We start from the raw sequence: 23,700 nt of genomic DNA on the forward strand, positions 1-23,700 counted from the left end.
ATAGACAGTGTGATGGGCCTCGCCATTTGACAACCGCCCCGCCAGCAAAACTGGCGAGGCGGTTCAGGGGTCAACTATGGTTATTAGTTGAGCAATAAAAAGTCAGCGCTGGAGTTACACGGTACGCTTCGCTTTTTGCTTGTAACGGTCGAAAATCACGGCTGCCAGCAGGATCAGGCCCCGCACGACGTACTGAGAGAACGGCGAAATATTCAGCAGGTTCATGGCGTTCTCCACCGTGCCCAAAATCAGGATACCGGCCACCACATATGAGATTTTTCCGATGCCGCCCTTGAGGGAAACGCCCCCTAAAACGCAGGCTGAGATGACGATCAGCTCATAACCGATAGAGGTCATAGGCTGTCCGCTGGTCATACGCGAGGCCAGAATAATCCCGGCAGCGGCAGAGACCAGCCCCGAGAGCACAAAGATAATAATCTTGGTTCGTACGACCGGCACCCCTGCCAGACGCGCCGCTTCTTCATTACCGCCGATCGCCAGCGTGTTACGGCCAAAGGTGGTGCGGTTCAGCAGGAAGCCGAACAGGATCAGGCAGGCCACGGTGAGCCAGATAGGCGCCGGCAGGCCCAGCCAGTTAGCATAGCCCAGCGTAAAGAAGCGCTCGTCTTCAATCCCCACCGCTTTGCCGTCGGAGATGATATAGGCCAGACCGCGCACTATCTGCATCGTCGCAAGCGTGGTGATCAGGGCGTTAATCTTCAGGCGTGCGATAACAAAACCGTTCACCAGACCGCTGATGACGCCGAGCAACAGACCGGCAAAAACGCCAATCCACAGGCTTTCCGTCATGTTGATCACCACCGCCGTGGTGACGCCCGCACAGGCGATAACCGAGGCTACCGACAGGTCGAAATCACCGGAGGCCAGACAGAAGAGCATGCCGCAGGCCACCATGCCGGACATGGAAATAGCCAGCCCCAGCCCTTTCATATTAATAAAGGTGGCAAAATTAGGCACGAAAATCGCACAGGCGATGAAGAGTGCGGCAAAGACCACCAGCATGCCGTACTGATCCCAGATACGGCCAAAACTGAATGCCGACTTCGGCGCTCCGGATGTAGTAACAGAGGACATCATTAACTCCTTACTCAGGCGACTGCCTGGCTGACTTTAGGCATGGCGAGGTTCAACGCCTGTTGTTCATTCGCCTGTTCATGAAGTAATTCACCGGCGATTTCACCTTCCCGCATCACCACAATGCGGTCGGCAACGCCAAGCACCTCAGGCAGATCGCTGGAGGCGAACAGCACCGCCACGCCGCGTTTTGCCAGTTCATAGATCACGTTGTAAATCTCGTGTTTTGCGCCCACATCAATACCGCGCGTCGGCTCGTCCAGCAAAATGACCTTCATATCTTCCGACAGCCAGCGGCCCAAAATGGCCTTCTGCTGGTTCCCTCCTGAGAGATTCATAATCAGCTGTTCCGGGCCGGGGGTTTTGATGTTCAGCGAGCGAATATGGTGGTCGGCGTTGCTCGACTCCCAGCCGTCGTTTATCAGGCAGCCCGCGCGGATAAACTTACGGCGGGCAGAAATGTTGATGTTGTCGCGCACCGAATGCACTGGAATGATCCCCTCCGCCTTGCGGTCTTCAGGGCAGAGCATCATTCCGGCCCTGATTGCATGGGCAGGTTTCTGAATATCCACCGGCTCGCCGTCAATGGAGACCTGGCCTGCGGTAATGCGGGTACCGCCGAACAGTCCTTTCATCAGCTCGCTGCGCCCGGCCCCCACCAGACCAAACAGCCCGACGATCTCACCGCTGCGAACGGATAACGAAACCGGCGTTCGCACGCCTGGCGCTTTGACGTTGTCCAGGCGCAGGCGCTCGGGGCCGTACTCGCGCGGTTTCCAGTGATAAATATCGCCCAGATCGCGCCCGACCATCGCCTGAACGAGCTGATCATGGTTAACCTGCTGCATATCGGTAAAGGTGCGCACATAACGCCCATCTTTAAATACGGTGATGGCATCGCTCAGGGCAAAAATCTCCTCCATGCGGTGCGAGACATACAAAATGGTGCGGCCTTCCTGACGCAGCTCGCGGATCACGCGGAACAGGTTTTCGATTTCACGTGCGGAGAGCGAACTGGTGGGTTCATCAAAGGCAATAATTCTGGCGTTACGCGCCAGCGCCTTGGCAATTTCAACCATCTGCCACTGGCCGATGGAGAGGTATTTCAGCGGCGTCTGGGGATCGACGTCCAGACCCAGGTGTTTAAGCTGCAGCCCCGCTTCATAATTAAGTAGCGAACGATTCACTACGCCGCTTTTGTGCGGAAGCTGCCCTAAATAGATGTTTTCAGCCACGGTCATCTCAGGGATGAGGTGCAATTCCTGATAGATAATGGCGACACCAGCGTTGAGCGCCGCCGTGGTATCGGCGAAGGCCACCTCTTCGCCGCGAATGGCCAGCGTGCCGGTTGTTGGCGCGTAGTTGCCGCTGAGGATTTTTAGCAGCGTGGATTTCCCCGCTCCGTTTTCCCCCATCAGGGCATGAACCTGGCCGGCATAGCAGTCGAAGCTGATATCGGTCAGCGCGTTAACACCGGGAAACGTTTTCCCGATGCCGCGAAAAGAGAGATACGGATTAGACTGTTGCATAACGACTCCGTGATTCCTGTAGTGTGTACGTCTGGCCCCTTACGGCGAGTAAGGGGCACAATCACAGCGTATTACTTACCGCCCAGTCCTTTTTTCGCCAGTTCCTCTTTGAAGTTGTCGCGGGTAATCAGCACCACGTCGGTCACTTCTGTAAATTTCGGCGGTTCTGCCCCTTTGGTTACCCAGTTGAAGAGCATTTCGCTGGATTTGTAGCCATGGACGTCCGGGCTTGGCAGCAGAGAGCCGTAGAAGCCGGTGGCCTGCGCTTTGGACAGCTCGCTCACCGCATCCACGCCGTTGATGCCGATCCCAATGACGTCTGGCGCTTTGAAGCCCTGGCCTTCCGTCGCGCGCACGCCGCCCAGCACGGTGTTATCGTTCATGCCGACCACCAGCCAGTGTTTCACTTCCGGGTGCTGGACCAGCATGGAGTTCGCGGCATCAAAGGCACCCGGGATGTCGTTAGATTTGGTAGGCACTTTGTAGATCTGTTTTTCCGGGAAGCCGGCCGCTTTCAACGCGTCCATTGAACCGGTCGTACGGCGACGCGCCGTGTCCAGCTCGTCCGCGGTGATAGCCATGACGGCGGTCTCTTTCACATCCCAGCCGCGTTTCTGCATCTCCTTATAAAGTTCCTGCCCCTGACGTTCACCGATTTTGGTCGCCGCCATCATGACCAGTGGAACGCTGTCCATGGGTTTGCCTTTGGCGTTAACGAACTGATCGTCAACCGCAATAACCTTCATGTCATAACCGCGGGCTTTTGCCGCAATTGCTGACCCAAGTTTGGGATCCGGGGTACAGATAACAAAGCCTTTCGCGCCGCTGGCCGCCAGGCTGTCGATGGCGTTCAGCGTTTTCTCACCGTCCGGCACGGCGATTTTAATCACCTCAAAACCTAAATCTTTTCCGGCTTTATCAGCGAATTTCCACTCGGTCTGGAACCAGGGTTCTTCCGGCTGTTTTACCAAAAAACCGAGTTTTAAATTCTCAGCGATAGCGGATTGTGACATAACGGCAGCCAGACCGATGGCCGCCAGCGCTTTAGTAAATTTGTGCATGGTAAACTCCAGCTTTAGCATTCTTTTCTGTAGGGAAGATTTGCGTGCTTCTTATTTAATCGGACTTAAAACAAGGCATTAGCGCTTACCTCGTTATAAGCGTTATTGCTGGTGATAGTTTTAGCGGGAAATTAATCATCCATAAGAGAGCCCCATCACACCGCAGAATTACAGTAATTGCGTACATAAATTCAGCGAAAAATGACATAAAAATGGCAGGAATTGTCAGACAAATGAAAGGGAGGTGAGCAGAATAATCCATAAGATTAGCTAAGAAATCCCTGATGCCTTACGGGGGTGGCGCTGCGGCTATCGCCTGACGAGGGAACCATGCTTTTTATCAAAAAAGCGAAAGAGGCATAAAAAGGCGTTATTACTTAAAAATTGATTTAGCGCAAATTTAGTAACGCATCATATATTTGAAATGAATAATCTGTATTTATTTTTTTTACAGAGCATTATTCCGGCTAAATATTCACGAACATAAACCAGTACAACCAAAAAGACATTTACTTTTTAATATCAATAACTTAATTAATTTTCATTTGGTGGCTATATATTTGTATTTTTGTACTATATTAAACTTTGTAATGTATGGTAAACACAGCCTAATTAAGAGTTTTCTTAATCATAAGACAAAGGTATGCTTATTTATATCGAACACAGGAAGTGAATTTTCGATCGACTTCAGTTACTGCAGAAATTGCATTTCTGTTTTTCTTCGCATTTGCCTGACTGTCAGGTTAAGCAGCGGACATCACGTCCCACAGTCTATAAGGATATGAGTATGGCTACCCAAACGATGATGCAAAAACTTAACGCGCAGATGAACCTTGAGTTCTACGCCTCGAATCTGCACCTTCACTTAAGCGCATGGTGTTCTGAGAAAAGCCTCACGGGCTCTGCCACGTTCTTTCGCTCACAGGCACAAAGCAACGTCACCCATATGATGCGCGTCTTTAACTTCCTGAAGGCCGCAGGGGCTAACCCGGTAGTTAAAGCCCTCGATGGGATCAACGAAAATTACTCTTCTCTGGAAGAACTGTTTCAGAAAACGCTGGAAGAGCATGAGCAACGCTGCACGACGCTCAACAGGCTGGCCGATGAAGCCAGAGCACAGCATGACATTACCACCCTTAAATTTTTACGCGATATGGACAAAGAACAGCAGCAGGACGGTATGCTGCTGAAAACGCTGGTGGATGAGATCCATAATGCCCGACAGGCAGGTTTATGCCCGGAACAGGCCGACCGCCACCTGCTCGACCTGGTGGCGGTGCAGCATCACTAAGCGTTTTAACCTGCCCTTTCCCTGATTCTGGGGGGCAGGTTCCCCTCCCCTTTCACCAACCCTCTGCTTTTGCTGAATTTTAACAAATCAGATCTCGCTCCCAATGATTAACCTTACAAAATGTAATGATTTATTTAATTACATAATCATTGACGAGGGAGCAGCATGATCACTATTGAGTTTGTTGTCATTCTCCTCTGCCTGCTGACGGGTACACGTTTCGGCGGCATGGGGCTTGGGTTAATCAGCGGGATTGGCCTTTTTATTTTGTGTTTTGTCTTTGGACTTCAGCCCGGCAAGCCGCCGGTTGACGTCATGTTAACCATTCTTGCGGTGATTGGCTGCGCCGCCACCCTGCAGACGGCGGGTGGCCTTAACGTCATGATGCAGTTTGCTGAACGCCTGCTGCGCAAACACCCACAGCACATCACGCTACTTGCCCCTTTTACCACCTGGATGCTGACCTTTCTGTGCGGCACAGGGCACGTGGTCTATACCATGTTTCCCATCATTGCGGATATCGCGCTTAAAAAAGGGATCCGACCGGAACGCCCAATGGCGGTGGCATCGGTGGCATCCCAGATGGCGATCACCGCGTCTCCGGTTTCCGTCGCCGTCGTGTCGCTGGTCTCCATCCTGGCTGCGCAGCATGGGATAGGTCACGCGTGGGGGATCCTGGAAATTCTCGCCGTGTCGGTTCCCGCTTCACTTTTCGGGGTGGCGATTGCGGCCCTGTGGAGTTTACGCCGCGGGAAAGATTTGGCTGACGACATCGAGTTTCAGGAAAAACTAAAAGATCCCAGGCAGCGCGAGTTTATCTATGGCGGCACGGAGACGTTGATGAACCAGCGTTTTCCGAAGCAGGCCTACTGGTCGACATGGATTTTCTTTGCCGGTATTGCGGTGGTGGTCCTGCTCGGGGCCTTCCCTGAACTGCGCCCCGCCTTCGAGCTGAAAGGCAAAATGACGGCGCTGTCGATGAACCTTGTCATTCAGATGATGATGCTCATTGCCGGGGCCGTGATGCTGATGGTCTGCAAGGTCAATGCCTCCGCTATCTCAAACGGCGCGGTATTCAAGGCCGGCATGGTGGCGATCTTCTCGGTGTTCGGGGTGGCGTGGATGAGTGATACCTTTTTCCAGGCGCATCTCGACGAGTTAAAGCTGGCGCTGGAAGGCGTTGTGAAAAGCCATCCGTGGACGTATGCCATCGTGCTTTTCCTGGTGTCGAAGCTGGTGAACAGCCAGGCCGCGGCCCTGACGGCCGTGGCGCCGATGGGGTTGATGCTGGGCATCGATCCGAAAATGCTGATCGCCTTCTTTCCGGCGTCATACGGCTATTTTGTCCTGCCGACCTACCCCAGCGATTTAGCCTGCATCGGCTTTGACCGCTCGGGGACGACCCGCATCGGCAAGTTCATTATTAACCATAGCTTTATTCTGCCAGGGTTAATTGGCGTAAGCTGCGCCTGCGCGGCGAGCTACCTGCTGGTGCAAACCTTCTTTTAACCGCATCAACGGGCGACACGCGTGGTCGCCCGTGCGCAGGTTTAATGAGACTCACCCTGCGGCGTGAAGCGCAGCTCTATGAGCGCGATGGCTTTCTGGATCGCGCGAAGCGTAACCGGATCGGCAGCAGCAGGATGGCTGGCAAAATCGATATTTTTCAGCTGAGTGGACATCTTCTCGCGCACTTCAACTGGCGCAATAACGTCCAGAACATCAAGAATTTGCTTGATAACCAGCTGACAGGCGACAACGTCAGATACCAGTTCCTGATCGGCGCTCAGGTTTTGTGACATGGGGCTTTCTCCTTATTCAAAGGCCGTCATAGTATCAAAACGTGGCCCCTGACATCTTCCCTTCATCGCCGCAAGACATAAAAAAACCCGCCGAAGCAGGTTTTTCTGTCAGAACATGGCGCCCGGCGGCACGTCTTTAAAGGTGCGGCAGTAGTTGGCCCACATACTTTTCAGGATTTTGCGCAGTTTCATTGTGATGCTCCATTAACGTGTTATACAACGCTGTCGTCAATGTGCCTATAATATGACCACGGTCACAAAAATCAATATTTTTGTGATGCGCATCACAATTTAACTCTCGAAGAGATCGTTAACCCACGATACCGCGAACAAAATCTTCGATCGCCTTATCCTGGCAATTTTCGAAGAAGCACTGCTGGAAACGCGGGCCGGAAACAGCGGTCTTTACCAGCTCAGGATCGATGGCGCGCAGCGAGTCCAGATAGTTATCTTTCACTACGGCCGCTTTCACCTGGTTCAGAATACCGGCGTTACGCACCTGCGGCTCTTTACGCTCTGGCGGATAACCCTCCCCTTTGCGGCCGGTGAATGCTTTTTCAAAGATAAAGCGAACGTTCAGCTCCGCCCCCCAGCCAAAACCTTTGGCAAACGGCAGCGAAAGCGCATTGCCGTTGTTGATTTGCGCAAAGAGGAAAGCGTCTGCGGGATCGATGCAGTAGCCGCAAATCACGCCAGGGTGGATGTTTAACGACATCAGCGCCCCCTGCCCGGTGCCGCATCCGGTGACCACGAAATCTACCGCTTTCGCATTCAGCAAAATACTCGCCATAATGCCCAGGTGGATGTAGGTCAGGTGATGATCGTTTTCGTCGCTCATACCGACGTTATATACCGGAAACCCTTTTTCATCAGCTACCGTTTTCAGCTCTTTCAGTATCACCGCGTTTTTGGCCGCCTGGCTGTTTTCCATCATCAGTGCAATTTTCATTATCTCTCTCTCCGGGATGCGCTGCGGGCGAACCCGCTATGGATACCTTTTCATAATTTACCCTACTATCAAACAAACGCACTTTCAAAGTAAATGAAATATGGTTTTAAAAAAATAAATGCGCGCTCACAGATCTGTGACAAAAGCGCCTCACGTCGTCCGTTGCAAAGAGAGAAGAGAGATTGTCCGGCTATTCGGGGGATTGCAGCGGGCATCTGCGGGTACGATAACGTATTTCCATCCACTCAGAGCGAACCATGAAAAGAGTCATCGTAGCCGGCGCTATCCTGCTGCTCGCAGGGTGCAGCGTTAACCGTCAGGCGGAAATCAGCAGCCTCGATGCCCCGAACGGCATTGTCCGCCTCGACTACGGCCAGGCAGTGCTGCAAAACGCCTGGTCCGACGAATATGTTAATAACGGTACCGCGGTAAAAGCCTGCCAGAACATGGGGTATGCCACCGCCTCTGCCTACGGGCAGCCCGTCAAAACCTGTACCCTGACAAGCGGCTCTTTGTGCCTGAACGAGAGCGTGACCATTCAATATAAATGCATGGGGTATGCCGTTAACCCTAAGTCAAATAACCCCTGGTATTAATCAAAGCTGCCAGCGCGTGCTGGCGCTTTATTTAACTAAGAACAAAAATAATTCGCATTAATAAAGATAAATATCGCCAATGCGTTTTATTCCCATTCGTATTTTGAACTAATAAATATTTAATTTTACTTTTTGCAAATAATTAAATAACAAATTATAGTGTCGCTCATTATGAACCCGTAATAATAATCCGGAGCGCCACCATGCTGAAAACTGAAATGATCGACAAGCTCAATGCGCAAATGAACCTTGAGCTCTATTCATCCCTTCTCTACCAGCAGATGAGCGCCTGGTGCAGCTATCACAGCTTCGAAGGTGCGGCAGCGTTTCTGCGTCGTCACGCTCAGGAAGAGATGACCCACATGCAGCGCCTGTTCGATTATCTGACCGATACGGGCAGCCTGCCGCGCATCGAGAACGTGGCATCGCCTTTTGCCGAGTACAATTCTCTCGACGAACTGTTCCGCGCCACCTATGAGCACGAACAGCTGATCACTCAGAAAATTAACGAACTGGTTCATGCGGCAATGATCGGCCAGGATTATCCAACCTTTAATTTCCTGCAGTGGTACGTCGCTGAACAGCACGAAGAAGAGAAGCTGTTTAAATCGGTGCTGGATAAATTATCGCTGGTGGGTAAATCCGGCGAAGGACTTTACTTTATTGATAAAGAACTTTCGACTCTCGATACGCAGAATTAATATCAGCGCGGCGCCGGTTTCCGGCGCCGCGTTAATTTACATACACCCCGCGCAGCTGGTGCAGCGCCAGTCGTGAGGATTCACGGCCTGGTAAAAATTGCGGTAATTCGCCGTCTCCAGCGGAATACCCGCCTCGAAAAACAGGTCGGTTAGCCAGTCGACGTTCTCAATAATCCACTCATCTTCCTGTAGTCCCTGGGCGAACGCCTCATCCTCGGGATCGATAATCGAATAAATTGCCCACGTGCCCATGTCTTTTTCGCGTCGGGACTCCGGCAGCGTCAGGGGCTGATTCTGCCAGCTGATAATCCAGTGACCGTGGCATAACAGATTGCCTCCCCGGCTCCATGCCGCGGTAAATGGATTCTCCCCCGCCATAAAAACCCTCACTTTATTTTATTATTTGTACAAGGTGTTTACGTTACGCCTGAATTTCGCGCCGTAATATTGCCCTTATGAAGTAGGCATCACCCCATAAAGGATTGGAGGGTTAGCCGGGTGTAAAATAATCATTACACGACTTGTAACGGTGATTTGACGAATTACCGCTTTTCCCTTACTCTGCGCCGCAGAATTTGTCGCGATTCACCATCGTTGTAGAGGAAAGCGTGAAAAACAGAACCCTGGGAAGTATTTTTATCGTCGCCGGAACGACGATTGGCGCAGGAATGCTGGCAATGCCCCTGGCCGCAGCAGGCGTGGGATTTGGAATGACCCTGCTGCTGCTTGGCACGCTCTGGGCATTAATGTGCTACACCGCACTGCTGCTGCTTGAGGTATACCAGCATGTCCCCGCCGATACCGGACTGGGTTCGCTTGCGGCGCGCTACCTGGGACGCTACGGCCAGTGGATCACCGGCTTTAGCATGATGTTCCTGATGTATGCCCTGACCGCCGCCTATATTAGCGGTGCCGGAGAGCTCATCGCCTCCAGCGTCAATGACTGGTTTGGCTCAGACATTACCCCTGCCACGGGAGCCATCTTCTTTGCGCTCATCGGCGGCGGCGTGGTCTGCGTGGGAACCTCGCTGGTCGATCTGTTTAACCGCTTTCTCTTCAGCGCTAAAATTCTGTTTCTGGTTGTCATGCTGGTGCTGCTGGCGCCGCACGTGCACAAGGTGAACCTCCTGACGCTGCCGCTGGAAAAAGGTCTGGCGCTTTCCGCTATCCCGGTTATTTTCACCTCGTTTGGCTTCCACGGCAGCGTGCCAAGCATCGTCAGCTATATGAACGGTGATATTCGCAAGCTGCGCCGCGTCTTTGTCATCGGCAGCGCCATTCCGCTGATCGCCTACATTTTCTGGCAGTTGGTGACGCTGGGCAGCATTGACTCTTCAACCTTCGTCGGGCTGATGGCGCAGCACGCTGGCCTGAACGGTTTTCTGTTGTCCCTGCGCGAGGTAGTCACCTCGCCGCACGTGGAGCTGGCGGTGCACCTGTTTGCCGACCTGGCACTGGCGACCTCATTCCTGGGCGTGGCGCTCGGCCTGTTTGATTACCTTGCCGACCTGTTCCAGCGCCGCAATACCGCCGTCGGGCGGTTGCAGACCGGCGCCATTACCTTCCTGCCGCCGCTGGCCTTTGCGCTGTTTTACCCGCGCGGGTTTGTGATGGCGCTGGGCTACGCGGGAGTGGCGCTCTCTGTCCTGGCCCTGCTGCTCCCTTCCCTGCTGGCGTGGAAAAGCCGTCAGCAGCATCCTCAACAGGGATACCGCGTGGCAGGCGGGAAACCGCTGTTGTGCGTTGTGTTTAGCTGCGGGGTGATGATTATTCTGGTGCAGGTGTTGATTGCAGCGGGGATGCTGCCGGAAGTGGGTTAAATATAAAAGGGGCTATCATCAGCCCCTTTTTTATCAGTGCAGGCAGCAGCTCTTAAACTTCTTCCCGCTGCCGCAAGGACACGGATCGTTACGCCCCACCTTCGTGCCGTTCACGACAGGCTTCTTCGCTTCCGGCTGCTGCGGGTTCTCCACCCAGTAGTTGTATAAGCGCAGGGCCGCAGGCTGGATGCGCTCGATGCTGGCGATATACTCCTCTTCGGACAGTTCATCCAGCTTCTCGCTGTTCTCTTCCGTTCCGTGCAGGGCAATCACCTCGAGGTCGGCCTTCAGGGCTTCCGGCAAGGCTGACCAGTCCGTCAGCGCCACACCGCGCATGTAGCCATAGCACCACTCTTCGACCACGGTGTAACTCTCCCCGTCAACGTCGTTATAGCCGAACATCGGCTCAAACTGATCCGGGTACTCGCTCAGGCGCTCGGCAATGTCGTTCATATGCTTAAAGCAGAGATCGATAAAACGGTTCATCTCACGATCGTTTTTCCAGCGCGGAATGTATTTCTCCCCGCCCCACACCGCCACCAGCCAGGCATCTGGCTCAACGACAACAGGGCCGGAAAGCACTGCGGTAAACATGCCGTCCAGTTCGGATACGTCAATCACGGACGCATCGTCATGACCGTAAGACATTAACGTCTCTTCCAGCCACGCCATTTCGCTTTCATTTAATGGACCTTCCGTCATCGCGGACACTCCTGATAAAAAGGAAAGGATCCTACCACAGATCGCACGCCTGCCCTGGCTGAAGTTTAGGTCTTTATTGCTGCAAAAGCGTGCAAATCGTGACCGTTGCACAACTTATGGGCTTTATTGTTAACGATGTGTGATCTCCGCTGTAATTTCTTCCGCTGCCCCAGGGCGGGATAACGCGGCACTCTATACTCAAAGATGTCATATCCCCGTCAAGGGGTTAACCATTCTGGCAACGTTTTTGCTTGCTGTTCTTCGCGCGACGCTGCGCATGGAAACCTCGCCGTATCACGCAGGATGCCGTTCGTTTAGTGCATTTTGTTCTTGCTCGTGTTTTTGGATTGGCTGCGCCCTGGGCGTTCAGGCTTACGCCGTGGTGCAAAAACCTCTTTGCTAAGGAACATAATAATGTCGCTGAAATTTATCAGAACTCCCCTTTCTCTTGTGTTGGCCGGTTGCCTGGTGACGGCGTTTTCCGCCCGGGCAGATATTGTGATTGGCGTGGCCGGGCCGTTCACCGGACCGAATGCCACCTATGGCGATCAGTACTGGCACGGCGCTACGCAGGCCGCAGAAGACATTAATGCTGCAGGCGGGATTAACGGTGAGAAGATCAAACTGGTTCAGGGGGATGATGCCTGCGAGCCTAAGCAGGCCGTGGCCGTCGCCAACCGCTTAGTCGACCAGGATAAGGTCAATGCCGTGGTCGGCCATTTCTGCTCCTCCTCCACCATGCCCGCTTCCGAGGTGTATAGCGACGCCGGCATCATCGCGATTACCCCCGGCTCGACCAATCCGCTGATCACCGAGCGCGGCATGAGCGACATGTTCCGCATGTGCGGCCGCGACGACCAGCAGGGCCAGGTGGCCAGCGACTTCATCATCGACAAGCTGAAAGCCAAACGCGTGGCCATCATTCACGATAAAGACACCTATGGACAGGGGCTGGCAGACGCTACCAAAGCGGCGCTGGCGAAACGCGGGGTCAAGGATGTGATGTATGAGGGGTTATCCCGCGGTGAAAAAGATTTTAACGCGCTGGTGACGAAGATCGGTGCCCAAAAACCGGACGTGGTGTTCTTCGGCGGCTGTCACCCGGAAGCCGGCCCGCTGGTTCGCCAGATGCGTGAACAGGGCGTGCAGGCGAAATTCTTCTCCGGCGACTGCATTGTCAACGAAGAGATGGTGACTGCGGCGGGCGGCCCGCAATACACCAACGGCATTTATATGACCTTCGGTAAAGATCCGCGCCTGATCCCGGACGGTAAAGCAGTTATCGAGAAATTCCGCGCCGGTAAATTCGAGCCGGAAGGTTACACCCTCTACTCCTATGCTTCCGTGCAGGCCATTGCCGCGGCCTTCAAGGCCACCGGCGGCAAGGACTCTGCCAAAGCCAGCGAGTGGCTAAAGGCCAATTCCGTCGACACGGTGATGGGCAAAAAAGCCTGGGACAACAAAGGCGATCTGAAAGTGTCTGACTACGTGGTTTACCAGTGGGACGACAAGGGAAAATATAAGGAAGTCGAGTAACGGGACGGAGTCACGCTCAACGTCGGCGGGCCTGCCCGTCGGCGCGTAATAAACATCAGGCTGCGCGGCTCGCGCAGCCTATAAAACGAGCGCGCTAAAATGAGTACATTCTTCCTGCAACAGTTAATCAATGGCTTAACGCTGGGCTCCGTCTACGGCCTGATCGCCATCGGCTACACCATGGTGTACGGCATTATCGGCATGATCAATTTCGCCCACGGCGAAGTGTATATGATTTCCGCCTATCTCTGCGCCATTGGCCTGGCGCTGCTCTCTTTCTTCGGGCTTGAGTCATTCCCCCTGCTTATTCTGGGTACGCTGGTGTTCACCATCGCGGTAACCGGCGTGTACGGCTGGACTATCGAGCGTATCGCCTACAAGCCGCTGCGCAACTCCACGCGACTGGCGCCGCTTATCTCCGCCATCGGGATGTCGCTTATCCTGCAAAACTACGCCCAACTGAGCCAGGGCCCGCGCCAGCAAGGGGTGCCGACCATGCTTGACGGCGTGATTCGCCTGCATTTTGGCGACGGGTTCGTGCAGATAACCTACACCAAAGTGTTTATTCTGGTCGCCTCGTTTGCCGGCATGCTGATCCTTACCTGGATAATCAACCACACCCGGCTGGGGCGGATGTGCCGCGCGGTACAGCAGGATCGGAAGATGGCCTCCATTCTGGGCATTAACACCGACCGGATTATTTCGCTGGTTTTTGTTATCGGCGCGGCGATGGCAGGCCTGGCGGGCGTGCTCATCACCATGAATTACGGCACCTTTGATTTCTACGTCGGGTTTGTGATTGGCATTAAGGCCTTTACTGCGGCAGTGCTCGGCGGCATCGGATCCCTTCCCGGCGCCATGCTGGGTGGCCTTATCCTCGGCGTCGCGGAAGCCCAGTTCTCCGGCATGGTGAACTCGGACTATAAAGATGTCTTCTCATTTGGCCTGCTGGTCATGATCCTGATTTTCCGTCCCCAGGGACTGCTTGGGCGCCCGATTGTGGCCAAAGTGTGAGGGAGAGAATGATGACATCGCACGGTTTTTCTCTTAAACGCTGCATTCTCGACGCGATTTTTTCCGGGCTGATTGCGCTGATTATCTTCGGCCCCATTGCGGGCGTGGTGCTGGACGGGTACAGCTTTAACTTCGCCGGACAGCGGCTGGCCTGGATGGTTGGCATTGTGATGCTGGGGCGTTTTCTGTTGAGCGCCTTTTTAGGTACCGCCGCGGGAGCCCGCTTTCAGGCTCGCTTTGAGGCCGATAGCGCGGGCGTGTATGTACGGCCTCCGGAATACAAAAGCCGCATGCGCTGGATTATTCCTCTGGTGATTGCTCTTGCGGTTTGCTTTCCGTTTGTCGCCACTAAATATGTGCTGACCGTCGCTATTCTCGGGCTGATCTACGTGCTTCTTGGCCTGGGGCTGAACATCGTCGTGGGGCTGGCCGGCCTGCTGGACCTGGGGTACGTTGCGTTCTACGCGATCGGGGCGTACGGTCTGGCGCTGGGATACCAGTATCTCGGCTTAGGCTTCTGGAGCATGCTGCCGCTGGCGGCGATCATGGCCGCCGCCGCAGGCGCCCTGCTCGGTTTCCCTGTGCTGCGCATGCACGGTGACTATCTGGCCATCGTCACCCTCGGATTCGGGGAGATCATTCGCCTGGTACTGAACAACTGGCTGACCTTCACCGGCGGCCCCAATGGCGTCTCGGCCCCTCCTCCCACCTTTTTCGGTCTGGAGTTTGGACGACGCGCCAGGGAAGGTGGCGTGCCCTTCCACGAATTTTTCCACCTGACCTACAACCCGAACATGAAGTTCATCTTTATCTATACGGTGCTGTTTCTGGTGGTAATGCTGGTGCTCTACATCAAGCACCGCCTGACGCGGATGCCGATTGGCCGTGCGTGGGAAGCCCTGCGGGAAGACGAAATTGCCTGTCGCTCAATGGGGTTAAATCATGTGCTGGTTAAGCTCTCAGCCTTTACGCTGGGCGCGTCGACCGCGGGCATTGCCGGGGTATTCTTCGCGACCTACCAGGGGTTCGTGAACCCGACCTCATTCACGTTCTTCGAATCGGCGCTGATTCTCGCCATCGTCGTGCTGGGGGGTATGGGCTCGACGCTGGGCGTAGTGCTGGCCGCCTTTGTGCTCACGGTCACGCCGGAGCTGCTGCGCAGTTTTGCTGAGTACCGCGTCCTGCTGTTTGGCATGCTGATGGTGGTGATGATGATCTGGCGTCCGCGCGGTTTGATCCGCATTAACCGCAGCGGGTTTGCCGTGCGTAAGGGCGTGGCGCCATGAACGAAACGATATTGCGCGTTGAACATCTGATGATGCACTTCGGCGGGATTAAGGCGCTAAACGACGTCAACCTGGACGTGCAGCGCGGCTCCATTACCGCCCTCATCGGGCCAAACGGGGCGGGAAAAACAACCGTGTTTAACTGCCTGACGGGCTTCTATAAGGCCTCCGGCGGCAGCATTTTATTTAATACCCGCACAAAAACGACCAACGTTATTCAGGTCCTCGGACAAAAATTCCAGCCGGGCGACTGGATTAACCCCGCGCAGCTCGGGCAGCGCCTGTTCTACAAAATGTTTGGCGGAACGCACCTGGTGAATCGCGCCGGGCTGGCGCGCACCTTCCAGAACATTCGTCTTTTCCGCGAGATGTCGGTCGTGGAAAACCTGTTGGTCGCGCAGCATATGCGCGTTAACCGCAATCTGCTCGCCGGGATTTTAAACACGCCGGCATACCGGCAGGCGGAGAGCGACGCCCTGGACAGAGCCTTCTACTGGCTGGAAGTGGTGGACCTGGTGGAGTTCGCCAATCGCCTGGCGGGAGAGATGTCGTACGGCCAGCAGCGGCGTCTGGAGATCGCGCGGGCAATGTGTACCGGGCCCGAGATGATCTGCCTGGATGAACCCGCCGCCGGGCTTAACCCGGTCGAAACGCATAAGCTCAGCAGCATTATTCGCTTTCTGCGGGATCGGCATGACATCACGGTATTACTGATTGAGCATGATATGGGGATGGTGATGGAGATTTCGGACGACATTATCGTGCTCGACCACGGCGATGTGATTGCCAGAGGAAAACCCGAGCAGATCCAGCATGATGAAAAGGTCATTGCCGCCTACCTGGGCATGGATGAAAGCGAGGTGATCCTATGAGCGAACCGCTGCTGGCATTTCGCGAGGTGGACGTGTTCTACGGCGTGATTCAGGCGTTGAAACAAGTTTCACTGGAGGTCCATAAAGGTGAAACCGTGGCGCTGATTGGCGCAAACGGCGCGGGGAAATCGACATTGCTGATGTCCATCTTTGGCCAGCCCCGTATCCGCAACGGGCAGATCCTTTTCAGTGGTGAGGATATCAGCCATAAATCCACCCACTACGTCGCCTCCGGCGGCATTGCGCAGGCGCCTGAAGGCCGGCGCGTCTTCCCGGATATGACCGTTGAAGAGAACCTGCTGATGGGGACCATCCCCATCGGTAACCGGTATGCGGCTGAAGATATGCAAACCATGTTCGAGCTGTTCCCTCGCCTCAAGGAGCGGCGCAAGCAGCGTGCGATGACCATGTCCGGCGGGGAACAGCAGATGCTGGCTATCGCCCGGGCGCTGATGAGCCGTCCGAAGCTGCTGCTGCTGGATGAACCGAGCCTGGGCTTAGCGCCGATCGTGGTGAAGCAGATCTTCCAGACGCTGCGCGAGCTGGCCCGCAACGGCATGACCATCTTTCTGGTGGAGCAGAATGCGCACCATGCGCTGAAGCTTTCCGACCGCGGATATGTGATGGTTAACGGGCAGATCCGGTTGAGCGGTAGCGGCGAGGAGCTGCTGGGCAATCAGGAGGTGAGGAAGGCGTATTTGGGTGGGGTGTGACTGGCAAATTCCAGGCACAAAAAAACCACCTTTCGGTGGTTTCACGACACTGCTTATTGCTTTGATTATTCTTTGTTTCCCATGGTACCCGGAGTGGGACTTGAACCCACACAGCGCGAACGCCGAGGGATTTTAAATCCCTTGTGTCTACCGATTCCACCATCCGGGCTCGGGAAGAAAGTGGAGGCGCGTTCCGGAGTCGAACCGGACTAGACGGATTTGCAATCCGCTACATAACCGCTTTGCTAACGCGCCGTAAAACTTTTCAAACTGACACCCGCTGCTGCGCATGTCTTTAATCTGGAGCGGGAAACGAGACTCGAACTCGCGACCCCGACCTTGGCAAGGTCGTGCTCTACCAACTGAGCTATTCCCGCATGTCATCAAGCTTACTGCTAACCGCTTGATTTCACTATCGTCCGGCTTGCTGTGCCGCCGTTCGATGCGTTGCATTCTACTGATATGACGTTATGAGTCAACGTTATTTTTTGCTTCCCCGGATCGTTTGCTGAAAATTACGGCGAAACGATCACTGTTCAAGCAAATCCCCGCGCGCAGCGTTCAAATATTGCAGCATTGACCACAGCGTCAGCACCGCCGCTACCCACAGAAGACCGATCCCCGCCCACTCTACCCAGGCGTTCGGGCGCCAGAGCATCCAGACCAGCGAGGCCATCTGCGCGGTTGTTTTCACTTTACCAATCCAGGACACCGCCACGCTGCTGCGTTTCCCCAGCTCAGCCATCCACTCGCGCAGCGCAGAGATGATGATCTCACGGCCGATCATGGTTGCGGCGGGCAGCGTCACCCACCAGGTATGATAGTGTTCAGCCACCAGCACCATCGCGATAGCGACCATGACTTTATCGGCTACCGGATCGAGAAACGCGCCGAAACGGGTGCTTTGGTTCCAGCGGCGCGCCAGATAGCCATCAAACCAGTCAGTTACCGCTGCGATAAGGAAGATCAATGCGCAGGCAAACGGTGCCCAGACAACCGGCAGATAAAATGCCAGCACAAAGAACGGAATGAGTACAACACGAAAGAGAGTGAGCAACGTAGGGATATTATATTGCATAGTGACGGTAACTATTTGTTGTCAGTAAAATTTAGCTCTATGTTGCTACAGAGCCCTCAATGTTTCAACGAGTAGTAGATCTTTTCTGCCAGCCCTTGCGAAATACCCGGCACTTTTGCAATTTCCTCCATGCTGGCGTTGAGTAATCCTTGCAATCCGCCCATATATTTCAGCAGCATCTGGCGGCGTTTTGGCCCCACGCCCTCAATGGTCTCAAGCGTGCTCGTGTTTTTGACCTTCGCCCGTTTTTTGCGGTGCCCGCTGATGGCATGGTCGTGCGACTCATCGCGAATATGCTGGATAACGTGCAGCGCCGGGGAGTCCGGTGGCAGGCTGAAGCCCTCGCCTTCCGGTTCGAAGAACAACGTCTCCAGACCGGCCTTACGATCGGCCCCTTTTGCCACGCCTAACAAAAGCGGATGGTTTTTGTCCCACTCAACGTCAAGCGACTCAAATACCGCTTTCGCCTGACCAAGCTGCCCTTTCCCGCCGTCGATAAGAATGACGTCAGGGATCTTGCTTTCTTCAATGGCCTTACCGTAGCGACGGCGGAGCACCTGATTCATGGCCGCATAGTCGTCACCCGGCGTGATGCCGGTGATGTTATATCGGCGATACTCGGCGCGCAGCGGGCCGTTGGCGTCAAACACCACACAGGACGCCACCGTCTGCTCACCCATCGTATGGCTGATATCGAAACATTCCATTCGCTTCACTTCCGGCAACTTCAGGAGCGTCGCCAGCGCGGTTAAACGCTGGCTGATCGTAGATTGCTGGGACAGTTTCGTGCTGAGCGCCGTCGCCGCGTTGGTTCGCGCCAGCTTCAGATAGCGCGCACGATCGCCGCGCGGTTTGGTTTGAACATTGACCCGACGGCCTGCCAGTTCGGAAAGCGAATCGGCCAGCAGGGTTTTATCGTCAAGATTAAAATCAAGCAAGATCTCGGAGGGCAACGTGCGCATCTGGCTGCCCTGCAGATAGAACTGGCCGACAAACGTTTCCACCACTTCTCCCAGCTCAGTGCCGCCAGGCACTTTCGGGAAATAGCTGCGGCTGCCGAGCACTTTTCCCTGGCGAATGAACAGCACATGCACGCAGGCCATGCCGGCATCGAAGGCCACGCCGATAACGTCGAGATCGTCACCGGTATTCGAGACAAACTGTTTCTCAGTGACTCTGCGCACCGCCTGGATTTGGTCGCGGATCCGCGCAGCTTCTTCAAACTCAAGCGCGGCGCTGGCTTTTTCCATTCGCGCGATCAGCTGGGTTAAGACCTGATCGTCTTTGCCAGCCAAGAACAGGCGTACATATTCCACCTGCTGCGCATACTCGTCTTCACTGACCAGCCCGGCAACGCAGGGGCCAAGGCAGCGCCCAATCTGGTACTGCAGACACGGGCGCGAGCGGTTGCGGTAGACGCTGTTTTCACACTGGCGGATCGGGAAGATTTTTTGCAGCAGCGCCAGCGTCTCCCGCACGGCATAGCCATTCGGGAAGGGGCCGAAATATTCACCCTTCGCATGTTTTGCGCCGCGGTGCATCGCGAGGCGCGGATGGGTATCGCCACTCAGAAAGATAAACGGATAAGACTTGTCGTCCCGCAGCAGCACGTTATAGCGCGGCTGGTAGAGCTTAATATAGTTGTGCTCAAGCAGCAGCGCTTCCGTCTCGGTATGCGTCACGGTGACATCAATATTTTGAATAAGTGAGACCAGCGCTTCGGTCTTACGGGAGGCAAGGTTGCTGCGGAAATAGCTGGAAAGACGTTTTTTAAGATCTTTGGCCTTCCCCACATAGATAACCGTACCGCCAGCGTCATACATCCGATAGACGCCTGGCTGGCTGGTAACGGTTTTCAGAAATGCTTTTGAATCGAATACATCACTCACTGACTTAACAACGTCTCCGCGTTACATAAACCGTGCCGGATGGCCAGATGAGTCAGTTCAACATCACCATGGATGTTCAGTTTACTGAACATTCGATAACGATAGCTGTTGACCGTTTTCGGGCTGAGATTCAGCTGTTCTGAGATCTCATTCACTTTCTGACCCTTAGTGATCATCAGCATAATCTGCAATTCACGCTCAGACAAACTGGCAAAAGGTGATTCCGTTTTCTCGGGTTCGATCTGGCTCAGCGCCATCTGTTGCGCAATGTCAGAGGCAATGTAACGCTGCCCGGCAAAAACAGAACGGATAGCATTAACGACTTCCTGCGGAGCGGCGCCTTTGCTCAGGTAACCGGCTGCCCCCGCCTGCATCACCTTCGCGGGCAGTGGGTTTTCAGTATGCACGGTCAGCATGATGACTTTCGTGTCAACAAAGGTACGCGCGATTTTGCGTGTTGCCTCAAGACCACCGATACCGGGCATATTCATATCCATCAGCACCACATCGGCCGAGTTTGTGCGGCACCATTTTACGGCATCTTCCCCACAGCACGCCTCACCGGCAACTTTAATACCTTTAATATCTTCAAGAATGCGTCGTATCCCTGCGCGCACCAGTTCGTGGTCATCAACAAGAAGGACGTTGATCAAAGGAAATGTCTCCAGAATAGGGATAACGCTACTGAGTGATAATTTGGCTTATATTAACGGTTTTCATCACAAGATTAAAACGTTAAAAAATCGGCCATTCGATTTTGCTCTCGTTTTTGGAAATTAGCCTGTACAGTCCATGGAAAGAGAGCCCTGCCATCAGAGCTTTTCCGCTTTTTTTAAGCATCTGTATTCAAAAAGTTACAAAAAGCTTGCTTGTTTTTCTCGCGGAAAAACCGTCCTCAAATTTTTGTAACAATAATTAACGGCAAGTAAACCAGGCGCAAACAATTAATAGCCGTACCAGAGCATCAGTTTACCGTCTGGCTGCGTTTACGCAAATAAACACCGACGTAAAAGTACGAAAAACAACCGCTGCATTTTTTGCTGCAGCTTGTGGTATACTCCGCCGCCTTGACTTTCGTCGTCGCGCTTTAGCGCCGTTTAATAATGAGGAAAATAAATGAGCACACCTGAATTTGCCACTGCGGAGAATAACCAGGAACTGGCACAGGAAGTAAACTGCCTGAAAGCGCTGCTAACACTGATGCTGCAGGCGATGGGCCAGGCTGACGCTGGTCGTGTGATCATTAAAATGGAAAAACAAATCGCGCAGATGGAAGACCAGGCGGAATCGGCCGTATTTGCTAACACCGTTAAGCAAATCAAACAAGCGTACCGCCAGTAACAAAAAACGGCTGGATGCAGTGCATTCAGCCGTCCACTCGTCTGTCACGCAGAACGTACTCTCTAATCAGATCAATCCCGTAGCCGCCGCGTAACAGGCAATCTGCGTCTTGTTTGGCGCATTAAATTTTTTCTGCATATTCTTCTGATGGAAGTTAACCGTATTCTCTGAAATAGAGAGAATGATCGCTATTTCCGCAGACGTCTTCCCTTCCGCAGTCCATTTCAGAATTTCTCGTTCGCGTTTGCTGAATTTCATCTCAGGCGGCATAACCATCTCATCTTCAAAACGCAACAGCGCGGTTAATGCCATTTGCACCAGCATCTGAAGCCGCAGCTCTATTTCCTCGCCGGCAAATGGCCCTTCCTGCACGCTAGTACGAGAAACAGAGAGGAAGCCGAGCGCATGATTAGGCAGCATCAGACACTGCGTTATTCCCGAACGTAAGCCGAAGTCCTGCGCACTGCTCCATAATTCCTGAGCATCCGCGAATAATGCGTCCGTCCAGGGTAAATGCCCCTGAATGAAATTCTCCGGCTTAAGCACCGGATCGATGGTGAAATAGTTCGCTGATTGATATTGCGCCAGCCACTGCTGCGGATAAGTGGCATACACAGAAATTTTAGGTCGCGTAAACGGCACGGGATGGCGCACACAGAGTGCGTAATAATCGAATTCCAGCGCCTGAGTTTGTCGCTGAAGTTCCTGATATACCTCGGCGGCACAGGTCAATTCCTGAAACCGGAGGGAGCAATCCCGTCGCCAGGTGAAAAAGTCTGAATCCTTCATACTTACTAAAAGAAGCCTCTGAAAAGATAATCATTATTATGGTGAATATAAACTAACACATAAAACTTATTTCTAACTACAAAATATCGGCAATAGTGCAACTGCGCTATAGATAAGGGCTATTCTGGCCGGGCGGAATAAAAGAACATCGTTTAAGGAGTAGAGCGAGAATAATTTGCTCCAGAGAAAGTTTCTGGAGCAAATCAGTGCAGAAATGCTACTGCATGAGGAATTTTTCCAGGAACTGACGGGTTCGCGGCTGCTGAGGATTAGCAAATAAGCTTTTCGCCGGTCCCTGCTCCACAATTCGCCCTTGGTCCATAAAGATGGCCCTGTCCGCCACATCGCGCGCAAAGCTCATCTCATGCGTCACGATGACCATGGTGCGTTTTTCCTGCGCCAGCTGGCGGATGGTGTTCAGCACCTCACCCACCAGCTCGGGATCGAGCGCGGAGGTCGGTTCATCAAAGAGGATCACATCAGGCCGCATCGCCAGCGCCCGCGCTATCGCCACGCGCTGCTGTTGCCCCCCCGACAGGCGGCGCGGATAGCTGGTTTCTTTACCTGCCAGCCCGACTTTGGCGAGCAATTCGCGCGCGCGAGCCGTCGCTTCTTCTTTTGGCTCACCTTTTACTATGACCGGTCCTTCAATAATATTCTCCAGCACCGTGCGGTGCGGGAAAAGGTTGAAGCTCTGGAACACAAAGCCAACATGCTGACGCAGGCGGCGAATCAACCCTTTCTGCTGGCTGATGGATTTACCGGTATCAATCGTTATCTCCCCAACCCGAATGGTGCCCCCTTCCGGCTGTTCAAGCAGGTTGATACTGCGCAGCAGCGTAGTTTTACCCGATCCGCTCGGGCCAATAATCGCCACTACTTCGCCCTGCTCAACTTCCAGGTCGATCCCGTGGAGCACCGTTTGCCCGTGGAATTTTTTCACCAGGTTTTTAACGTCGATAGCACTCATTTTGGATCACGCTCCTGGCGGTTAAGCTGGTTTTCAAAATAGTTTTGCAGCGCGGACAACACCGTCGCCATCACCCAGTAGATCAGCGAGGCGGCCAGATACATGGTGAAAACTTCAAGGGTGCGTGAGGTAATGAGCTGCGCCTGACGGAACAGCTCCGGCACCTGAATGGTTGCTGCGAGTGAGGTGTCTTTCACCAGGCTGATGAAGCTGTTGCTCAGCGGCGGAAGCGCTACCCGTGCAGCCTGCGGCAGAATCGCGCGACGCAGCGTCTGCCACGGCGTCATCCCAATACTGGCCGCCGCTTCCCACTGGCCTTTATCAATTGACGAGATCGCCGCGCGGAGGGTTTCGGAGGTATAGGCCGCCGTATTGAGCGACAGCCCAATCATTGCCGCCGGGATCGGATCCAGCTCGATCCCGAACTGCGGTAAACCGTAGTAGATCATAAAGAGCTGGGCGATGAGCGGCGTACCGCGAAACACGGAGATATAAAAGCGCGCCAGCCAGCGTACCGGCAGGATGGGCGACATGCGCATTAAGGCCAGAATAAAACCCAGCACCAGCCCGAAGAACATCCCGCCGATACTGAGCTGTAACGTAAATACCGCACCTTTCAGCAGGAACGGCAGCGAATCAATAACCAGTTGAATACTTTCTTGCATT

General features: G+C 54.0%; 25 protein-coding genes and 3 tRNA genes. 11 read left to right on the forward strand and 17 right to left on the reverse strand.

Annotated elements, in window-relative coordinates; all coding sequences use genetic code 11:
• Positions 1–114: 114 nt before the first annotated feature.
• The 3 genes from araH to araF form a co-directional block, all read right to left on the reverse strand.
• A complete protein-coding gene (araH, locus tag HBM95_13925) occupies positions 115–1,095 on the reverse strand; it encodes an arabinose ABC transporter permease AraH (GenBank protein ID NIH44028.1) in 981 nt (326 codons plus the stop codon).
• Between the two features lie 14 nt (positions 1,096–1,109).
• Positions 1,110–2,624, reverse strand: a complete 1,515-nt coding sequence (locus tag HBM95_13930; protein ID NIH44029.1) for an L-arabinose ABC transporter ATP-binding protein AraG — start codon at positions 2,622–2,624, stop codon at positions 1,110–1,112.
• Positions 2,625–2,695: 71 nt separating this feature from the next.
• Entirely contained in the window at positions 2,696–3,685 is a 990-nt protein-coding gene (araF, locus tag HBM95_13935) for an arabinose ABC transporter substrate-binding protein AraF (protein ID NIH44030.1), read from the reverse strand.
• 787 nt (positions 3,686–4,472) lie between these two features.
• Here araF and HBM95_13940 point away from each other — a divergent pair.
• Both HBM95_13940 and HBM95_13945 read left to right on the forward strand, forming a co-directional pair.
• Positions 4,473–4,976, forward strand: a complete 504-nt coding sequence (locus HBM95_13940; GenBank protein ID NIH44031.1) for a non-heme ferritin-like protein — start codon at positions 4,473–4,475, stop codon at positions 4,974–4,976.
• 165 nt (positions 4,977–5,141) lie between these two features.
• Positions 5,142–6,485, forward strand: coding sequence for an anaerobic C4-dicarboxylate transporter (locus HBM95_13945; protein ID NIH44032.1), 1,344 nt, complete (start codon positions 5,142–5,144; stop codon positions 6,483–6,485).
• Between the two features lie 41 nt (positions 6,486–6,526).
• On the opposite strand, the gene HBM95_13950 is transcribed toward HBM95_13945, so the two are convergent.
• The 3 genes from HBM95_13950 to HBM95_13960 all read right to left on the reverse strand — a co-directional run bounded on the left by HBM95_13950 (position 6,527) and on the right by HBM95_13960 (position 7,727).
• Positions 6,527–6,778: a DUF2766 domain-containing protein gene (locus HBM95_13950; GenBank protein ID NIH44033.1), complete on the reverse strand. Its 252-nt coding sequence runs from the start codon at positions 6,776–6,778 to the stop codon at positions 6,527–6,529.
• 108 nt (positions 6,779–6,886) lie between these two features.
• Positions 6,887–6,970, reverse strand: coding sequence for a stress response protein AzuC (gene azuC, locus HBM95_13955; protein NIH44034.1), 84 nt, complete (start codon positions 6,968–6,970; stop codon positions 6,887–6,889).
• A 118-nt stretch (positions 6,971–7,088) separates the two neighbouring features.
• On the reverse strand, positions 7,089–7,727 hold the full coding sequence (locus tag HBM95_13960; protein NIH44035.1) for an RpiB/LacA/LacB family sugar-phosphate isomerase: 639 nt from the start codon (positions 7,725–7,727) through the stop codon (positions 7,089–7,091).
• 257 nt (positions 7,728–7,984) lie between these two features.
• Between HBM95_13960 and HBM95_13965 the strand changes: the two genes are divergently transcribed.
• Together HBM95_13965 and ftnA are read left to right on the forward strand one after the other, a co-directional pair.
• The gene (locus HBM95_13965; GenBank protein NIH44036.1) at positions 7,985–8,323 is read left to right on the forward strand and encodes a hypothetical protein; all 339 of its coding nucleotides are present in this window, start codon (positions 7,985–7,987) and stop codon (positions 8,321–8,323) included.
• Positions 8,324–8,526: 203 nt separating this feature from the next.
• Positions 8,527–9,024 (forward strand): non-heme ferritin, encoded by a 498-nt coding sequence (ftnA, locus tag HBM95_13970; GenBank protein ID NIH44037.1) that lies wholly within the window; start codon positions 8,527–8,529, stop codon positions 9,022–9,024.
• A 36-nt stretch (positions 9,025–9,060) separates the two neighbouring features.
• On the opposite strand, the gene HBM95_13975 is transcribed toward ftnA, so the two are convergent.
• Entirely contained in the window at positions 9,061–9,402 is a 342-nt protein-coding gene (locus HBM95_13975) for a hypothetical protein (protein ID NIH44038.1), read from the reverse strand.
• 230 nt (positions 9,403–9,632) lie between these two features.
• On the opposite strand from HBM95_13975, the gene tyrP reads away from it, so the two are divergent.
• Complete coding sequence (tyrP, locus tag HBM95_13980) at positions 9,633–10,844, forward strand: tyrosine transporter TyrP (GenBank protein ID NIH44039.1); 1,212 nt, start codon at positions 9,633–9,635, stop codon at positions 10,842–10,844.
• Between the two features lie 33 nt (positions 10,845–10,877).
• Here the strand turns inward: tyrP and HBM95_13985 are convergent, their stop codons facing one another.
• Entirely contained in the window at positions 10,878–11,546 is a 669-nt protein-coding gene (locus HBM95_13985) for a YecA family protein (protein ID NIH44040.1), read from the reverse strand.
• A gap of 414 nt (positions 11,547–11,960) precedes the next feature.
• Here HBM95_13985 and HBM95_13990 point away from each other — a divergent pair, with 414 nt between their 5' ends.
• From HBM95_13990 to HBM95_14010, 5 genes are all read left to right on the forward strand, one after another.
• Positions 11,961–13,082 carry a branched-chain amino acid ABC transporter substrate-binding protein gene (locus tag HBM95_13990; protein ID NIH44041.1) on the forward strand — a complete coding sequence of 374 codons (1,122 nt, stop codon included), beginning with the start codon at positions 11,961–11,963 and terminating at the stop codon, positions 13,080–13,082.
• A 99-nt stretch (positions 13,083–13,181) separates the two neighbouring features.
• Positions 13,182–14,096: a branched-chain amino acid ABC transporter permease LivH gene (locus HBM95_13995; GenBank protein NIH44042.1), complete on the forward strand. Its 915-nt coding sequence runs from the start codon at positions 13,182–13,184 to the stop codon at positions 14,094–14,096.
• An 11-nt stretch (positions 14,097–14,107) separates the two neighbouring features.
• Positions 14,108–15,382, forward strand: coding sequence for a high-affinity branched-chain amino acid ABC transporter permease LivM (gene livM / locus HBM95_14000; protein ID NIH44043.1), 1,275 nt, complete (start codon positions 14,108–14,110; stop codon positions 15,380–15,382).
• Complete coding sequence (locus tag HBM95_14005) at positions 15,379–16,254, forward strand: ATP-binding cassette domain-containing protein (protein ID NIH44044.1); 876 nt, start codon at positions 15,379–15,381, stop codon at positions 16,252–16,254. The genes livM and HBM95_14005 overlap by 4 nt, the downstream gene beginning before the upstream one ends.
• Positions 16,251–16,967: an ABC transporter ATP-binding protein gene (locus tag HBM95_14010; protein NIH44045.1), complete on the forward strand. Its 717-nt coding sequence runs from the start codon at positions 16,251–16,253 to the stop codon at positions 16,965–16,967. Before HBM95_14005 ends, HBM95_14010 begins: the two co-directional genes overlap by 4 nt.
• An 82-nt stretch (positions 16,968–17,049) precedes the next feature.
• Here the strand turns inward: HBM95_14010 and HBM95_14015 are convergent.
• From HBM95_14015 to uvrY, 6 genes are all read right to left on the reverse strand, one after another.
• Positions 17,050–17,136, reverse strand: a tRNA-Leu gene (locus HBM95_14015).
• A 12-nt stretch (positions 17,137–17,148) separates the two neighbouring features.
• Positions 17,149–17,222 (reverse strand) — tRNA-Cys (locus HBM95_14020).
• 46 nt (positions 17,223–17,268) lie between these two features.
• A tRNA-Gly gene (locus tag HBM95_14025) sits at positions 17,269–17,344 on the reverse strand.
• A gap of 152 nt (positions 17,345–17,496) precedes the next feature.
• The gene (gene pgsA / locus HBM95_14030) at positions 17,497–18,045 is read right to left on the reverse strand and encodes a CDP-diacylglycerol--glycerol-3-phosphate 3-phosphatidyltransferase (GenBank protein ID NIH44046.1); all 549 of its coding nucleotides are present in this window, start codon (positions 18,043–18,045) and stop codon (positions 17,497–17,499) included.
• A gap of 56 nt (positions 18,046–18,101) precedes the next feature.
• Positions 18,102–19,934, reverse strand: coding sequence for an excinuclease ABC subunit UvrC (uvrC, locus tag HBM95_14035; GenBank protein ID NIH44047.1), 1,833 nt, complete (start codon positions 19,932–19,934; stop codon positions 18,102–18,104).
• Positions 19,931–20,587, reverse strand: coding sequence for a UvrY/SirA/GacA family response regulator transcription factor (gene uvrY, locus HBM95_14040; protein NIH44048.1), 657 nt, complete (start codon positions 20,585–20,587; stop codon positions 19,931–19,933). The genes uvrC and uvrY overlap by 4 nt, the downstream gene beginning before the upstream one ends.
• A 463-nt stretch (positions 20,588–21,050) precedes the next feature.
• On the opposite strand from uvrY, the gene HBM95_14045 reads away from it, so the two are divergent.
• On the forward strand, positions 21,051–21,275 hold the full coding sequence (locus HBM95_14045; protein NIH44049.1) for a DUF2594 family protein: 225 nt from the start codon (positions 21,051–21,053) through the stop codon (positions 21,273–21,275).
• A gap of 66 nt (positions 21,276–21,341) precedes the next feature.
• Here the strand turns inward: HBM95_14045 and sdiA are convergent, their stop codons facing one another.
• From sdiA to tcyL, 3 genes are all read right to left on the reverse strand, one after another.
• Positions 21,342–22,064, reverse strand: coding sequence for a transcriptional regulator SdiA (gene sdiA, locus HBM95_14050; protein ID NIH44050.1), 723 nt, complete (start codon positions 22,062–22,064; stop codon positions 21,342–21,344).
• A 217-nt stretch (positions 22,065–22,281) separates the two neighbouring features.
• Positions 22,282–23,034: an L-cystine ABC transporter ATP-binding protein YecC gene (gene yecC, locus HBM95_14055; GenBank protein NIH44051.1), complete on the reverse strand. Its 753-nt coding sequence runs from the start codon at positions 23,032–23,034 to the stop codon at positions 22,282–22,284.
• The gene (tcyL, locus tag HBM95_14060; protein NIH44052.1) at positions 23,031–23,699 is read right to left on the reverse strand and encodes a cystine ABC transporter permease; all 669 of its coding nucleotides are present in this window, start codon (positions 23,697–23,699) and stop codon (positions 23,031–23,033) included. The genes yecC and tcyL overlap by 4 nt, the downstream gene beginning before the upstream one ends.
• Position 23,700 lies beyond the last annotated feature (1 nt).

Source organism: Enterobacter asburiae, assembly GCA_011754535.1.
In the GTDB taxonomy this organism is placed as follows: Bacteria; Pseudomonadota; Gammaproteobacteria; order Enterobacterales; family Enterobacteriaceae; genus Enterobacter; species Enterobacter cloacae_N.

Bases quoted from the DNA above. Each gene is read 5' to 3' on its own strand.
- araH (NIH44028.1), bottom strand. From the start codon at position 1,095: ATGTCCTCTGTTACTACATCCGGAGCGCCGAAGTCGGCATTCAGTTTT.
- HBM95_13930 (NIH44029.1), bottom strand. From the start codon at position 2,624: ATGCAACAGTCTAATCCGTATCTCTCTTTTCGCGGCATCGGGAAAACG.
- araF (NIH44030.1), bottom strand. From the start codon at position 3,685: ATGCACAAATTTACTAAAGCGCTGGCGGCCATCGGTCTGGCTGCCGTT.
- HBM95_13940 (NIH44031.1), top strand. From the start codon at position 4,473: ATGGCTACCCAAACGATGATGCAAAAACTTAACGCGCAGATGAACCTT.
- HBM95_13945 (NIH44032.1), top strand. From the start codon at position 5,142: ATGATCACTATTGAGTTTGTTGTCATTCTCCTCTGCCTGCTGACGGGT.
- HBM95_13950 (NIH44033.1), bottom strand. From the start codon at position 6,778: ATGTCACAAAACCTGAGCGCCGATCAGGAACTGGTATCTGACGTTGTC.
- azuC (NIH44034.1), bottom strand. From the start codon at position 6,970: ATGAAACTGCGCAAAATCCTGAAAAGTATGTGGGCCAACTACTGCCGC.
- HBM95_13960 (NIH44035.1), bottom strand. From the start codon at position 7,727: ATGAAAATTGCACTGATGATGGAAAACAGCCAGGCGGCCAAAAACGCG.
- HBM95_13965 (NIH44036.1), top strand. From the start codon at position 7,985: ATGAAAAGAGTCATCGTAGCCGGCGCTATCCTGCTGCTCGCAGGGTGC.
- ftnA (NIH44037.1), top strand. From the start codon at position 8,527: ATGCTGAAAACTGAAATGATCGACAAGCTCAATGCGCAAATGAACCTT.
- HBM95_13975 (NIH44038.1), bottom strand. From the start codon at position 9,402: ATGGCGGGGGAGAATCCATTTACCGCGGCATGGAGCCGGGGAGGCAAT.
- HBM95_13985 (NIH44040.1), bottom strand. From the start codon at position 11,546: ATGACGGAAGGTCCATTAAATGAAAGCGAAATGGCGTGGCTGGAAGAG.
- HBM95_13990 (NIH44041.1), top strand. From the start codon at position 11,961: ATGTCGCTGAAATTTATCAGAACTCCCCTTTCTCTTGTGTTGGCCGGT.
- HBM95_13995 (NIH44042.1), top strand. From the start codon at position 13,182: ATGAGTACATTCTTCCTGCAACAGTTAATCAATGGCTTAACGCTGGGC.
- livM (NIH44043.1), top strand. From the start codon at position 14,108: ATGACATCGCACGGTTTTTCTCTTAAACGCTGCATTCTCGACGCGATT.
- HBM95_14005 (NIH44044.1), top strand. From the start codon at position 15,379: ATGAACGAAACGATATTGCGCGTTGAACATCTGATGATGCACTTCGGC.
- HBM95_14010 (NIH44045.1), top strand. From the start codon at position 16,251: ATGAGCGAACCGCTGCTGGCATTTCGCGAGGTGGACGTGTTCTACGGC.
- pgsA (NIH44046.1), bottom strand. From the start codon at position 18,045: ATGCAATATAATATCCCTACGTTGCTCACTCTCTTTCGTGTTGTACTC.
- HBM95_14045 (NIH44049.1), top strand. From the start codon at position 21,051: ATGAGCACACCTGAATTTGCCACTGCGGAGAATAACCAGGAACTGGCA.
- sdiA (NIH44050.1), bottom strand. From the start codon at position 22,064: ATGAAGGATTCAGACTTTTTCACCTGGCGACGGGATTGCTCCCTCCGG.
- yecC (NIH44051.1), bottom strand. From the start codon at position 23,034: ATGAGTGCTATCGACGTTAAAAACCTGGTGAAAAAATTCCACGGGCAA.
- tcyL (NIH44052.1), bottom strand. From the start codon at position 23,699: ATGCAAGAAAGTATTCAACTGGTTATTGATTCGCTGCCGTTCCTGCTG.